The organism is Rhodococcus sp. YL-1 (assembly GCF_001942025.1).
Classification (GTDB): Bacteria; Actinomycetota; Actinomycetes; order Mycobacteriales; family Mycobacteriaceae; genus Rhodococcus_F; species Rhodococcus_F qingshengii.
On sequence record NZ_CP017299.1, the window covers coordinates 5,947,292 to 5,960,918 of the forward strand.

The window sequence follows — 13,627 nt, forward strand, 5'->3', positions numbered from 1 at the left end:
TTTTGTCCTGCATGTATGAATTTCGCTCCTTAGAATCGAACCGTCCTGCGTCCGCAGGTACGAGGGGAAACGGATGATCTATCGACTGCTCGGGCCGTTGGAGGTCGCACGGGGTCCGGCGACGAGCGACGTGATCGATCTGGGCCCTCGAAAACAACGAACGGTCCTTGCCGTTCTACTGCTCAACCGTGGTCGCGTCGTCTCCACCGACCGGCTGATCGATGCTCTCTGGCACGACGACGCACCGGCGAGTGCGATGGCAAGCATCCAGGCGTATATCTCCAACCTGCGCCGAGCGCTACGCGTCGAAACCGGTACGGCGTCACCGATAGTGCGTCAATCGCCGGGCTATGTCCTCGAGGTCGCTCCGGCAGACGTCGATCTGTCGGTGTTTCTCGACGACGCCGAAACGGCGCGACAACACGCTGAGAACGAACGGTGGCAGGAGGCTTTGACGACCGCTGACCGTGCCCTCGCCTCGGTCCGGGGGCAGCTTCTGGACGACCTGAACGACGCGCACTGGGTGGAGGTGGAAGCCGCAGCCTTCGAGGAAGTGCGGACCGAGTGCCGGGAGACCCGGATAACGGCGCTTCTGGCTCTCGGGCGCCTGGCACCCGCGCTGGTCGAAGCTGCTCAACTCTGTAGCGAGTACCCGTTCCGCGACCGGACCTGCTGGCTGCGAATGGTTGCCCTGCATCGGGCGGGCAGGTCACCGGAAGCGTTGGAACAGTTTCGATTACACGCGTCTCGGCTCGACGCCGAGCTGGGACTGGAGCCCGGCGGGGAGCTGACAGCATTGCAAGGCGCGATCCTGCGCCACGAACCCGGCCTGGCCGCCTGGCCGCGCACTCCGGGATGGACGGGGGCCGAACAAGTGTCGGTCCCGGCTTCTCCCCCAGCCGTAGCAGCGATGCCCGAGACGGATTCCTCACGCTTGTTCGTCGGGCGCGACGCTCAGACGATTGTCGCCGACAAGATGCTCGACGACGTTCGCCGTGGCTCACCTCGCTGGTTGATCTTGACCGGCCCCGCCGGCATCGGCAAGACACGATTCGCCGAGGAGTGTTCGTCGAGAACAACGTCCATTCGAGGAGCCACCGTCTGGGCACGTTGCCCGGAGGACGACGGAACGCCGCCGTGGTGGCCGATCCGCCGACTGGTTCGGGAACTCGGAGCCGACGCCGATTTCGTACTGACGCCGCCGACGGACATCGATCCGGACGAAGCGAGATTTGCCGTCTACGAACGGGTTCGCACCACCATCGAAGCTGCGGCGAAAGATGCACTGTTGACCGTCGTCATCGACGACATTCAATGGGCCGATCCCACGTCCCTTCGTTGCCTGACCTACCTGGTCGGCGCAATGACCAGTGCCAGAGTCTGGTTCGTGTCGACGCTCCGAGACTCGGAAGTCGGGTCGGCAGTGCGCAAGTTCGAAGAAGCCGTACTCCACGGCGAAGGAAACCGAACCATGATTGTGCCGGCGCTCGCGCAGGGCGAGGTTGCAACACTCGCAAGGTGCGTCTCCGGGGACACGCTCGACGACGCGGAGGCGCGAACCCTGGCGGAACGAACCGGCGGCAACCCGCTGTTCGTCTCGGAGTACGCCAGGCTTCCCCGGAACGAGCGACTGGGCGACGGCATCCCCGTCGCCGTTCGATCTGTCCTCGGTCGACGGCTTGCTGCAGTGGAACCGGCAGTGTTGCACGCTCTTCGGGTTGCCGCAGTTATCGGCGACGCCATCGAGGTGTACACACTGGCCGCAGCCACCCGTCTCGATGTCGACACTCTCGCCGACCATCTCGACGCGGCTGCTGATGATCGAATCATCGTCGCGGACTCGGCAAACGGCGGTTACGTCTTTGCTCACGGCCTTCTCCGAGACGAAGTCCTCGAAGCGATACCCACGCTTCGTCGCCAGCGGATACATGCCCGAGTTGCCGAAGTGCTCGAAAATTCCTCCGATCCGGACCGGCTGAGCCGCCGCGCGCAACATCTGATGTCGGCACTTCCCCTGGTCGATCCACTCGTCGTTCTGGAGGCATGCACGGCTGCAGCTCAGGATGCGACCGATCGGTGGAGTTCGGAGACCGCGGCCGAGTGGTGGGAGGCAGCTGTCCGCGCGTTCGACTTACTTCCGGTGTCCCAGCAATCCGCTGACGATCGGGACGACCTGCTGGTGGCCAGAGTCGAGGCCCTCGCCCGCGCAGGTCGAGGGCAGACAGTTCTCGACGTCGTCAATGCCGGTCTCCTCGAGGCTGTTCGGGAGGGGCGAACCTCCGCCGTCGGACGATTGGCAGGCGCATTACTTCGGGCCGCCGGTGCGTGGCCGTGGGTTTCCTACGGTACCGATCCGGGACCACTGCTCGAACGGCTCGCGGCGGTCGAGCCCTTGGTCGAGAACGACAGGTCAGCTCACGCACGGGTTCTTGCTGCGCTGGCGGTGGGAAGTTGCTACCACCCCGAAGCCGAGATCCCGAATCGATGGAGCGCCCGTGCTCTCGACATCGCCCGCGAACTCGACGATTCGGATGTGATCGCGGACGCGCTGCTCGGACGGATTCTGCTTTTCTCCGGAGTCGCGGTGCACAGCGCGGAGTCCATGCGCCTACTGCGCGAGCTTTTCGAACTGCCGCACCAACAATCGCGTGTCGACAGCGTCGTCGCACACGCCGTCGCGAGCATGACGGAGATGAATCTGGCCAATGTCGATGCTGCCGTCAAACACGTCAGGCAGGGGATCATCGGCTGCGAGCTACTGAGACTCCCGGTGGTTCGGGTCCAATTACGTTGGATGGAAGCAACTCTCGCCGAATGGTACGGAGACTTCGCGCAAGCCCGCCGGCAGTACGAGACGGCCAGGCAGATCCATCTGCAAACGGAGTTGTACACGGCTGGCAGCGCAGATCTGGCGTTCAACACTCTGGAGTGGGAGCGAGGTGCGTTGGCAGAATCTGATCCCGGTGTCGTGGAACCTGATTCGTGGAACATCGCCATCGACGCCGCCCGAGGCGAGCGCGACGCCACTTCCGAAGGCATCAAGAAGTGGCTGATCAATCGCGGGCCACAGACGTGGACGACATTGGGACACCAGACACTACTTGCACGCGTCGTGGCAGATCTGGAACTGGTCGAATACGCCGACACCTTCATCGGCCTTCTCTCGCCACACACCGGCTGCATCGCAACGGTAGGCCATGTCGGTGAACTGGGCTCGGTTGCCGAAGCCTCCGCGCGTCTGCACGCGCTTCTCGGTCACGTCGAGCAGGCATCGACTCTCCTGGATCAGGCCGAGAAGATCGCAACTGGCTCCGGCGGAGCACCAACACTGCTGCGCTGTCGACTGCTTCGGGCGCAGCTCCGAGAGCCGTCCGCCGAACGTGAACGGGAGCTGACGGAAGTGGCGGCCGAATCGGAGACACTCGGCATGCGGGGCGTAGCTGAACGAGCGCGATCGACATGGCCCTGAACTGCGAGAATGCGCTTGGATAAAACTTGGATCCGCTCGGGATACATACGTCAAGAACCACCCAAGCCTGTTCGGACATCCTTCCCTTGACCGAAAGACGGATGAGGAAAGGAAGACCATGAACCTTCAGACCCCCACGCTCGACGCCGCGGTCGAATCACTGCGCGCAGAGGTGACCGGCTCCGTTTCCCTGCCTGGCGAAACGGGATACGAGTTGGCGATTCCGTGGAATGCAGCGGTTCCCGTCGCGCCTGGCGCTGTGGTGGCAGTCGAGAGCGCGCAAGACATTGTCGCAACGGTGCGATTTGCGGCGAAGTTGGGTCTGCGCGTCGGTGTTCAGCGCACCGGCCACGGCGCGGTCCCTCTCGGCAGTGACGTTCTCCTCGTCCACACCGGCAGGCTCACGGAGTGCGTCGTCGACCCCGAAAACCGCACTGCCCGAATCGGCGCGGGCTTGATCTGGCAGGACGTCATCGACGCTGCCGCACCCCACGGCTTGGCGCCACTGGCAGGTTCTTCACCCACGGTCGGAGTCGCCGGCTTCCTCACCGGCGCCGGCATCGGCCCGATGGTGCGCACGTACGGGCTCTCGTCGGATCACGTTCGTTCGTTCGACATCGTCACCGGCAGTGGCGAACTCATTCATGTCACCCCCGACGAACATGCCGAATTGTTCTGGGGGCTACGCGGCGGCAAGGCCACACTGGGCATTGTCACAGCCATCGAGATCGACCTACTACCGGTCACCCACTTCTACGGCGGTGCACTCTATTTCGACGGCGCAGATGCAAGCGCGGTCGCGCACGCCTGGCTGGACTGGGGCGCCGACCTGCCTGAGCACAGCTCGACCTCTCTTGCCTTTCTGCAACTTCCACCCCTTCCACAGGTTCCGCCACCGCTGGCCGGCAGGCTCACCGTCGCGGTCAGATTCGCAAGTCTTGCCGAGGAATCCGATGCCAAGTCACTGATCGACCGAATCCGTTCAATCGCAACACCCTTGATCGACGCAGTCGGTGTGCTGCCTTATGCCGCCCTCGGGGCAGTGCACGCCGATCCCGTCGACCCGATGCCGACGCACGAATCCACGGCATTGACCAACGAGCTGTCACACGAGGCCGTCGACGCACTGCTCGCCGCTGCCGGCCCCGGATCCGGTTCACCCCAAACCGTCGTCGAATTACGTCTCCTCGGGGGCGCCCTCGCACGGGAACCTGAGCACCGCAGCGCCTTCTGCCATCGGGACGCTGCCTTCTCGCTGTTCACCGTCGGAGTTCTTGCCCCACCGATGGTCGACGCGGTAGTCCCGCACGCCGAGACTCTCGGACGAACGATGGCGCCATGGACGAACGGGCATGCACTGCCCAACTTCGCGCCGAGCGTCGACCCGGAGAAGATCGCCCGCACCTACGACGAGGACACCGCTCACTGGCTGAGCGCTTTGGCGGACACGCATGATCCGCAGGGAGTCCTGGCCGTCGGTCAGGTCATGCGCCGGATCTCCTGAACTTCGCCAACTCTCGCAACCGGACCAGATCCCAGGCGTGCCGGGGGCGACGGATACCCGGTCGATCTCGGGGGACTCTGACCCTCAGCGCCTGCGGACTGACCGTGCACCTGACCGGAGTTGGCATCACCAGCGCCTCGCCGTCGACGCCGACCGGAATCTCGTCGGTGTCGGCGTCGACGATCACCTCGAATCCGGTGCCCTGAGCCAGACCGTGTTGATGCGCCCTATGGAGCAACCCGATGGCCTGACGGGCACTGCTGACGGAGATCGCGACGATTCCGAGAGTGCCCCTGTCCAATCGCGGCCGATGACCGAGCCCCGCCAGGTCGTTCATCTCGTACGGGCCGTTGCTGACCAGCACAGCCTGTGGACCCACCGCGGACACGCTCGGGGAGCGCGCGGTCAGCACCGCTCCGGCACGTCCGGCGAGGAGATCCGGGAGCATCTGCAAGAAGGTGCTGGTCTTGGCATCGCGGTACTCCGGACTCTGGACTACCTCGGCGTACGCCCCGAACGATGCGTTGTTGACGAAAGTTCGACCGCCGACATTTCCCAGATCCACCGTGACCTCGACGCCGTCGACGAGCGCGTCGAGGCACCGAGATGGATCCTCGAGATCGAGCCCCAGATCCGCGGCGAAGTGGTTGCGCGTTCCCGCGCTGACGACGAGGAAGGGCAGGTCGTTTTCGGCCGCGACAGCAGCAACCAGTGCCTGTGTTCCGTCGCCACCGGCCACACCGAGTAGGTCGGCGCCGTCCGCGACCGCCTGCCTGGCCAAGGCCGTCACGTCGATCTTCTCGGGCCCCTCGAGCAGTGCGACCGTGGCCCCCCGTTCCTCGGCCTTGCGTTTCAAGTCGAACTTCTCGACCTTGCCACCACCGGAGTTCGGGTTCATCACGAAGAACGGCTTGACGGGCGGCGGTGCCGGTCGCTCGACAACCGGCAATTCCTTCTCCTCCCCCGCCAAGGCGGTGCGAGCGCAGATACCGGCTACGACGAACAACCCGATCGCGAGCAGCACCACCCACAGGAGTCGTTCTCGGACCAGGAAGGTGAGCACCACGATCGGCGTCAGAACCGCCACGGCCAACGAGAGCCAGCGGAGGAATCCGCGGGTCGTCAGAAACCAGTACACGGCCACGACGCACACGACCACCCCACCGATTCCCAGGATCAGCATGGTCAAGGTTTTCAGTCCGGCGAAGATCAGGAGCACCGCGACTGCAAGAACCAGGGCCGCGAAGGCTGCGCGCGCCAACCAACTCTGTTTCGACGAGGGCCGATCCGTGTGGGCAGAGGTCGTCATCGAGCCACCTCCCCGCGATTGTCATTTCGACCGGTACTTCGACGCTATCCCTTCGAAGCAGGCCAGTCACCTACCGGCAAGAATCTCGCGATCGCGCACTGCTATTTTATGACGACACCTCGTCATAAAAAGGAGTAGCCGTGACAACACCGACGCCCGAAGCGTGGGAATCCGCCGAAGGAACCCTGACCGGCATTCGGAAAGCCGGACTCCACGGACTGCGTTGGACGGCCTGGTTGGCCGGCGCGACAGGTCTCGCGCAATTGGTGTCGATCGGACTGAACTTCACCGACACTGTCAGCGGAATCGTTCCGGCCACGTACCCACCTGTAGATGTGGCGGGCAGCGTCGTCGCGCTCGTTCTTCTGGTCAGCCTGCTTGTCGGCCGCCCCAACGGTCCCGCGATGTTGTCGAGTCTCGCCCTCCTCATGGCCATGCTGATGGCGCCCACCCTTCACAAACATGCACCCGAGTCGCTCTGGCTGGCGGCGGCACACGCCGTCTCGGTCGTCGCCGTCATCACGCTGTCCGTGATGACTTCGCGGTTCTCCATTGCCGAGTTGGATCGGTCGTGACACCGGATTCACCCCTCTCGCTTGCAGCTGAGGAATGGATCACTGATCTCACTACCGCGGAGATGGAGCGATTGCGCAAACGCACGACGCTCACACTCGCCGAAGAACAAGAGGTCTGCCGATCCGTACGCTCGATCGCGCAGCAGATGATGCTCGCACCCGTCTCGATGTGGCAAGGTGATCCGCGCCTTGTTGCGGACCTGTTCGACCTCCCCGTGACCGTCAATCAGACCCAGGAGGATCGACCATGCCGAAGTTGACCGGTGGTGCGACGACCGCAGAGCACAAAATCGCCACCCGAGAAGCCATGTTGGACGCATTCATTCGCGAACTTCACGAGCAGGGTTGGCAAAACGTGAAGCTGCAGACCGTGGCCCAGGCGGCCGGCGTCTCGCGGACAGCGGTGTACAACTACTTCCCCGACAAATCCGCGTTGCTGCTCGCCTGGTCCACACGCGAGATGGACAGATTCCTACTCCTGGCCGAGCGTGAACTCGCGGACCGCGAGAATCCTGTGGACCGACTCGAAATCCTCGTCAAACTGACACTCGTCGAGTTCTCACTGCAACGATTCACAGGAATCGCGTTGGTCGAATTGTTGTCGGCGCAGGATCGCGAAAGTTTCCTCGAACATATTGTCCCGCTGTCGGTTCTGGTCGAACAGGTCGTCCAGGAAGGTGTCGACGCCGGTGTCTTTGTCGATTCCGATGCTGCCGCATCCGCGCAACTCATCCTCGCCTGCGTGGAAAGCCGACGCCCGATGCTCATGGCCGGCGACCGAGTGGACGCCGTCGTAGCGACCACCGTCCCGTTCATCATGCGCGCGTTGGGCGTTGCGTGGCCGACTTCCCTCGCGGCCGAACCCTCCGATCGCTCTGCTCACGATCGGTAGGATCGCAGATATGCATTTCGACCTCCCGCCCATCGATCAGCAGGCCGAGCGATTGATCGAACTCGGTGTTCACGAGATGGCCGGACTTTCTGCCGGCGATGTCAGGGAGGCCGCAACCGGGCACGGTGATGTCGGACTACTCACCGTGCACGAAAAACTGGCTCCGGCTTCAGTTCTGACTCCGCTGCTCGAGCTCGAGAACAAGCGCGGATTCATAGTCGTCGACATGGCGGACGTCGATTTGTTCGCCCCCACCGAGCAGGCAACGCTGCCCGAAAGCTCATTACATCTGCTCAGTGGAGTCGACCGCGGGGATCACCTGGCCAACTGGAGCCCGGACGAAGCATTGCCCGCAATCGTCGACGCACACCGTACGCCGCTGACGCTTACCGAAGGCATCCACTGGCTGTTGCAGCGCCCCGACATTCTCGAACGCGGAAAGTGTTTCATGACCATCGGCTCCCGACTGCGCAAACCTGACGGATCCTTCGACACCAGAACTCCCGCCGTGTGGATCAGCAACGGAACCGGTCGCGACGGCAAAGACAACCGCAACGCCCCGAAAGTCGGGTGGTGCTGGTGGGGTAACCGCCACACGTGGTTGGGGTTCGCATCGGCGAGCGACCGGGTACCGCTCCCGAACTAGAGCACGGTTGCGCGGTCGAATCGGTACCGATCCTTCCACGGCATCTCGGCCTCGAGCATTGCAGCGGCAGAGAGTAATTCCGCGTCGCAACCCCATTTCGCCGAGATCATCACGCCGAGTGGAACGCCGTCTTCCGTCCAACCGAGTGGCAGACTGATCGACGGGAAACCGGTTGCATTGGCGACGACGGTGTTTCCGGTGAAAGCGACCATGTCGATCAGTTCGGTCGCGGGGTCTTCGTCGTTGCGCAACTCCCCGATCGCAAGCGGCGGCTTCGTCACAGTCGGAGTGACGACAAGGTCGGCGTCGGCGTAGTCGAGACTCCATCGTCGCGCCCAGGCCTGAACAATTCCGATTGCCGCGGCCAGCTCACCCGAACGCACCTCGTTTGCTTGAACTCGCAAGTGTTGCACTATCGGACGCAGAAGGTGTTCGTACTCCTCCGGGATCGGCTTGGTTCCCGCCAAAGACGAGAACATCTTGACGAAAGCATCGATGAAAATGTCATCGCGAGCCTGCGGTCGCTCGAACACGTTGTGGCCCAGACCCTCCAGCACAGACCCAACCTTCGATACAGCAGCCGAGAGCTGCGCATCCACGGCTCCGCCGGAGACCGATCCGTGAGCAAGAGCGACGGTCAAGGGGCGAGCCCGAACTCCCCCGGCCTGTACGACGAACTCTTCGAACGACTTCGGCCGAGGCGGGTGGATAGTTCCGGCGCCGGGTCGCGTCGCCAGAACGTCCAGCAGCGCAGCGGTATCGCGAACTGTCCGGGCGATCGGCCCCTTGCTCGCAAATCCGAAGTTGTCATGCCCCGCCACGCCCATCGTGATCAAACCGCGGCTCGGCTTGAGGCCGACGACTCCGCACGTACTTGCCGGCGAACGCAACGAACCGGCGGTGTCACTTCCCTGTGCAAACGGCACCAGACCAGCGCCGACGGCGGCAGCAGCGCCGCCACTGCTGCCGGCGGCACTCCGCGTGCGATCGAACGGACTGCGAGCAGGCGGAGCGACTTCCGGCTCGGTGTAACAGGCTGCCCCGAACTCGGGCACCGTCGTCTTACCGATGTCGATCAACCCACCTTCTCGGATCGCCTCGACGATCTCGTCGTCAGCGTCCGGCACGAAGTCGCGAAAGAGCGCCGATCCGAAGGTCGTGCGAATGCCGCGCGTTGCGTCGAGGTCTTTGATTGCCGTCGGAACGCCGAACAGGCGCGGAAGGGGCCCGGCGTCCCGCTCGTCCAACCTGCGCTGCGCTTGTTCGGCGAGGGCGACTGCGTGCTCCCCGGCGATCGTCGTGAAGGCGCCGACGTCATCGGAAGTGGTCGCACGGTCGACGAAGTACCTGGTGACTTCGGGAATCGAGACCTGTTTGGCGGCGATAACACCGGCAAGTTCGACGGCGGACAGTTGATGGAGATCGGTCATCGGGCAGCGCTCCTTGGAGGTCGATGGACACTTGTAATTTCGATACGCGTATCGCTATTGTTGTCAGCATGGTATCCGAATCCACCAGCTCTGCAAGGGCTGGTCGACCAAAAGCATTGAGTCACAGACAGATTCTTGATGCCGCGGCAGAGATCGCCGATACGGACGGCCTGGATGCGGTGTCATTTCGAGTGCTCGCCGAACGACTCGGCATATCGCCGATGTCCGTCCACCGCACAACCGGCGGCATCGACGCCTTGAGGCGAGATCTGATCTCGACTCTCGTAGGCGAAGCCGTCTCGTCGATCGACTGGCCGACCGACTGGCGCGGGGTTGCCCGCACGTTCGCCTACGGCCTCCACGACCTCCTGATGCGCCATCCCCTGGTCCTGGAAGCCCATCGGCAGGCATCACTGGAAGCACCCGGGGCCGACGATACCGCCCACCGAGTCGTGAGCACCCTTTCCTTGGCAGGCCTCGAGGACGAGCAGGCCACGTACGCATACGGCGCGCTGCATGATTTCGTCACCGGACACGTCGCAATTCAATTGGGACGCGGCGCTTTCGACAGCGCACCTGCCGATCGACGCGAGGCATCGGTGTTCGCACTTCATCACGATCCCACCCGAAGGTTCGAGTTCGGAGTCGCCCTCATCCTGGACGGTGTGGCGTCGATCGCGCAGCAAGGAACCACATCATGACGAGCGGCGTGACCACAACCGAAATTCGCGACGCGTCGGGGCGTCGTATCGCATTCTGCGAGTACGGCGATCCGACTGGCCACCCGGTAGTCGTGGCCCACGGATCACCTGGCAGCCGATACGAAGGGCTCTCACTCCACAACGCGTCTTCGACGGCAGGCATACGGCTGATAGTCCCCGACCGACCCGGCTTCGGACGCACGGATCCGTACACGGACAAGGGATTTCATTCCTGGGACGACGACTTCGTCACCCTGGTCGATCACCTCGAGTTGGGCTCGGCCACACTGATGGGTTTCTCCGGAGGCGGCGGTTACGCGCTCGCAGTCGCTGCAGCCGTTCCCGAACGAGTCTCGAAACTGGTGCTGGCGTGCGCCATGATCCCCGGGGCACCGCGAGATACTTTGCGACGCAGAATAAAACTGGTATCTGCGTTGTACTTTGCCGCCAACTGGGCTCCCCGCGTGGCCGGCGCAATGCTCGCAGGAACCGGAGTGTTCTCCAAGCTACGCAGCGACTCAGTCTCGATCTGGCCGGCCGCCGATCAGGCAGTCATGACCGACGAGGTACATCGCCCCGCTCTCCAGTTGGATTCATCCGAAGGGATCGCACAGGGTGGATCCGCAGGGGTTGTCGACTTGGCTCGGTATCGCCACGAGGTGCCTGGACTCTTCCAATCGATCTCGGTACCAACGGTTTTCCTACACGGAACCGACGACGGAAACGTACCCATCGAAGTAGCCCGCTGGGCACACTCGTTGATTCCCGACTCTCGCTTCGAAGAGATCAACGGAGGCGGCCATCTGTTCGTCGTCGCGGACCCCACTCCACTCCTTCGCGCCCTCGCCTAATTCCCTATTGACTCGAACGCGTGTTCGAGTATGATTTGGGGAGGGGATCGGGGGATTCAATGAGTGTCTTGTTGTCGGACGTGGTTTCGGGTTCTGCGGTGGGGTTACGTGGACGTCTGTGGCAGTTGTCGGCTGCTGAGTTACGTGCGGCTGCGGTGTCGGCGAGCGCGGAGATTCTTCGTCTCGAGGCTGTGCGGGTGGCAGTGGTCGACGAACTCTCGATGCGCCCGGATGATCAGGTGATCGCCAGCCGCGGGGTCGGTTCGTGGTTGGCGGCCAACACGATGCTGCAGGTTCGGGACGGGAAGAAGATCGCCGCCCTGGGTGCAGCTTTGCGGCCGTGTCCGGCGGTGGCGGCAGGCTTCGATGATGGGGATTGCTCGTTCGATCATGCCGTGTTGATCGTGGCGTTCTGCGAATCACCACCGAAAGGCATGCCGGAGGAAGCACTACCGAAGTGCATCGATCTGTTGTTGGCTGCTGCGTCGGGGGTGGAAGCGACGACCACGAAGGTGCGGAACGTGATCGCGACCTTGGAGCGGTTGTTCGAGTCCGATGAGATTCCACCCGCCGAAGACGTCGACCGGAATGAGCTGCGGATCGCGTCGACATTGAATGGTCGAGTGGTGGTGCGCGGGGATTTCGACGCCCTCACCGGCGAAATGCTGTTGTCGGCGTTGTCGAATCTGACGATGCCGACCCCGGCACCGGATGGAACCCCGGATTCTAGGTCGGCGGCGAAACGCACGGCGGACGGGTTCAGCGAACTGATCCGCCGCTATCTGGACTGTGCCAAGACCGGAACCGATGGTGGCCAGCGCCCGCACGTGAACGTGCACATCAACGCGCGTGATCTCGCTGAGCATCGGGATTGCGCCGCCGCGCCCTCCGATGGTGAAGAGTCTCCGTCTGATCTTGATGTCGGGCACATGCCCTGGCTCGGACCACTGTCGGTGTCGCAGAGCAGGCTTCTCGGCTGCGACTGTTTCCTGTCGACCGTTCTGCTCGACGGTCACGGGGCGCCGCTCGATGCGAAACCAGGGAAGAGGTTGGTCACCGCCGAACAACGGACTGCGTTGATTGCCCGAGACAGAGGCTGTGCGTTCCCGGGTTGCACATGTGTACCGGCGTGGACCGATGCGCACCATATCCGGCACTGGGCCAACGGCGGCCCGACGGTGATGAACAACCTGGTCCTGCTGTGCCGTTCGCACCACCGGTTGATGCACCGGAAATCAGGGTTCGTCGGGAAGTGGGCGATTCGGATCGGTGTCGACAACAAACCGTGGTTCATCCCGCCACCCTCGATCGACCCCGGACAGCAACCCAGGCCGGCGAACACCACCTTCAAACCTGAGAGGTCAAACCTCTTTGGCGACAACAGAACACGGACCAGCGCCGCATCGAGGAGACCTCGATGCGGCGCCAAAAAACATGCTCAGCCCAAGTCGGCGACAATCCGCTCGGCGAGAGGCCGTGACGACGCCGGATTCTGACCGGTGTAGAGCTTGCGGTCCACCACGACATAAGGCGACCACGCCTCGGCCTTCGAGAATTTGCCGCCCAATTCGCGTAGGCGAGTTTCGAGCAGCCACGGAGCCTTGTCCGCCAGACCAGCCTGCGTCTCCTCTTCGTTGGTGAACGCGGTCAGCTGATAGCCGTCGAACAGCCAGCTTCCATCGGGTCTCTGGGCCGGCAGGAGTGCCGCCGGCGCGTGACAGACCGCCGAGACCACCTTGTCCGCGTCCAAGAAGTTCACGAGAAGCTCACCGAAGGATGCCGACACCGCAAGATCCTCCATCGGTCCATGTCCACCCGGTACAAAGACCACGTCGTAATCGGCAGCATCGGCGTTCTCCAAAATCTCCGGCGAATCGAGCACCGGCTGCAGATCGGCGATGTACTTGCGCATACGGTCGGCGCCTTCTTGCCCGCCGTTCACCTCGGGCGCCAGGCTTCCCTCGTCCACAACGGGAGCTTTACCGCCAGGCGTCGCGATCACGATCTCGTAGCCGGCGTCGACGAAAACGCGATGCGCCTCGACCAGTTCTTCCGCCCAGTACCCGGTCGGGTGGGGTGTTCCGTCCTTCAGCGTCCAGTGATCTGCAGAAGTGACCGCAAACAACAGCTTTGTCATCGCGCAACCTTTCGTCGGTAAAAGGAACCCATTGGTGACAAGACACCATCTTCAAGGCCCGATCAATGAAATAACGTCCAGTCAGTGCAACACGCTGCCCTTGTGAGAATTCC

11 protein-coding genes and 1 pseudogene are annotated in these 13,627 nt (G+C 63.2%); 9 read left to right on the plus strand and 3 right to left on the minus strand.

Features of this window, described 5'->3' with window-relative positions; all coding sequences use genetic code 11:
• The first annotated feature begins 73 nt into the window (after positions 1–73).
• Positions 74–3,469: a BTAD domain-containing putative transcriptional regulator gene (locus BH682_RS27720; RefSeq protein WP_083954727.1), complete on the plus strand. Its 3,396-nt coding sequence runs from the start codon at positions 74–76 to the stop codon at positions 3,467–3,469.
• Between the two features lie 118 nt (positions 3,470–3,587).
• The gene (locus BH682_RS27725) at positions 3,588–4,973 is read left to right on the plus strand and encodes an FAD-binding oxidoreductase (RefSeq protein ID WP_042922891.1); all 1,386 of its coding nucleotides are present in this window, start codon (positions 3,588–3,590) and stop codon (positions 4,971–4,973) included.
• Here the strand turns inward: BH682_RS27725 and BH682_RS27730 are convergent.
• Positions 4,954–6,282: a diacylglycerol/lipid kinase family protein gene (locus BH682_RS27730; RefSeq protein WP_075834794.1), complete on the minus strand. Its 1,329-nt coding sequence runs from the start codon at positions 6,280–6,282 to the stop codon at positions 4,954–4,956. The two genes, BH682_RS27725 and BH682_RS27730, sit on opposite strands and share 20 nt — an antisense overlap.
• A 140-nt stretch (positions 6,283–6,422) precedes the next feature.
• On the opposite strand from BH682_RS27730, the gene BH682_RS27735 reads away from it, so the two are divergent.
• The 4 genes from BH682_RS27735 to BH682_RS27750 are packed head-to-tail and all read left to right on the plus strand — an operon-like array spanning position 6,423 to position 8,395.
• Positions 6,423–6,857: a hypothetical protein gene (locus BH682_RS27735; RefSeq protein WP_075834796.1), complete on the plus strand. Its 435-nt coding sequence runs from the start codon at positions 6,423–6,425 to the stop codon at positions 6,855–6,857.
• A complete protein-coding gene (locus BH682_RS27740; protein WP_007730221.1) occupies positions 6,854–7,117 on the plus strand; it encodes a hypothetical protein in 264 nt (87 codons plus the stop codon). Before BH682_RS27735 ends, BH682_RS27740 begins: the two co-directional genes overlap by 4 nt.
• Positions 7,105–7,749 (plus strand): TetR/AcrR family transcriptional regulator, encoded by a 645-nt coding sequence (locus BH682_RS27745; RefSeq protein WP_042451661.1) that lies wholly within the window; start codon positions 7,105–7,107, stop codon positions 7,747–7,749. Before BH682_RS27740 ends, BH682_RS27745 begins: the two co-directional genes overlap by 13 nt.
• Before the next feature lie 10 nt (positions 7,750–7,759).
• The gene (locus tag BH682_RS27750) at positions 7,760–8,395 is read left to right on the plus strand and encodes a DUF5701 family protein (RefSeq protein ID WP_047272329.1); all 636 of its coding nucleotides are present in this window, start codon (positions 7,760–7,762) and stop codon (positions 8,393–8,395) included.
• Here BH682_RS27750 and BH682_RS27755 read toward each other — a convergent pair.
• Positions 8,392–9,825 carry an amidase gene (locus BH682_RS27755; protein WP_075834798.1) on the minus strand — a complete coding sequence of 478 codons (1,434 nt, stop codon included), beginning with the start codon at positions 9,823–9,825 and terminating at the stop codon, positions 8,392–8,394. The genes BH682_RS27750 and BH682_RS27755 overlap by 4 nt on opposite strands.
• Before the next feature lie 116 nt (positions 9,826–9,941).
• Here BH682_RS27755 and BH682_RS27760 point away from each other — a divergent pair, with 116 nt between their 5' ends.
• The 3 genes and pseudogenes from BH682_RS27760 to BH682_RS27770 all read left to right on the plus strand — a co-directional run.
• Positions 9,942–10,526, plus strand: a complete 585-nt coding sequence (locus BH682_RS27760) for a TetR/AcrR family transcriptional regulator (RefSeq protein ID WP_223304473.1) — start codon at positions 9,942–9,944, stop codon at positions 10,524–10,526.
• A complete protein-coding gene (locus tag BH682_RS27765) occupies positions 10,523–11,377 on the plus strand; it encodes an alpha/beta fold hydrolase (RefSeq protein ID WP_075834803.1) in 855 nt (284 codons plus the stop codon). Before BH682_RS27760 ends, BH682_RS27765 begins: the two co-directional genes overlap by 4 nt.
• A gap of 59 nt (positions 11,378–11,436) precedes the next feature.
• Positions 11,437–12,729, plus strand: a pseudogene (locus BH682_RS27770) (DUF222 domain-containing protein); the annotation flags it as partial.
• Positions 12,730–12,815: 86 nt separating this feature from the next.
• Here BH682_RS27770 and BH682_RS27775 read toward each other — a convergent pair.
• Positions 12,816–13,514, minus strand: a complete 699-nt coding sequence (locus tag BH682_RS27775; RefSeq protein WP_030537402.1) for a type 1 glutamine amidotransferase domain-containing protein — start codon at positions 13,512–13,514, stop codon at positions 12,816–12,818.
• Positions 13,515–13,627 lie beyond the last annotated feature (113 nt).

What these genes read in the sequence shown, in the direction of transcription:
- BH682_RS27720 (WP_083954727.1), top strand. Translation starts at nt 74, where the DNA reads ATGATCTATCGACTGCTCGGGCCGTTGGAGGTCGCACGGGGTCCGGCG.
- BH682_RS27725 (WP_042922891.1), top strand. Translation starts at nt 3,588, where the DNA reads ATGAACCTTCAGACCCCCACGCTCGACGCCGCGGTCGAATCACTGCGC.
- BH682_RS27730 (WP_075834794.1), bottom strand. Translation starts at nt 6,282, where the DNA reads ATGACGACCTCTGCCCACACGGATCGGCCCTCGTCGAAACAGAGTTGG.
- BH682_RS27745 (WP_042451661.1), top strand. Translation starts at nt 7,105, where the DNA reads ATGCCGAAGTTGACCGGTGGTGCGACGACCGCAGAGCACAAAATCGCC.
- BH682_RS27750 (WP_047272329.1), top strand. Translation starts at nt 7,760, where the DNA reads ATGCATTTCGACCTCCCGCCCATCGATCAGCAGGCCGAGCGATTGATC.
- BH682_RS27755 (WP_075834798.1), bottom strand. Translation starts at nt 9,825, where the DNA reads ATGACCGATCTCCATCAACTGTCCGCCGTCGAACTTGCCGGTGTTATC.
- BH682_RS27765 (WP_075834803.1), top strand. Translation starts at nt 10,523, where the DNA reads ATGACGAGCGGCGTGACCACAACCGAAATTCGCGACGCGTCGGGGCGT.
- BH682_RS27775 (WP_030537402.1), bottom strand. Translation starts at nt 13,514, where the DNA reads ATGACAAAGCTGTTGTTTGCGGTCACTTCTGCAGATCACTGGACGCTG.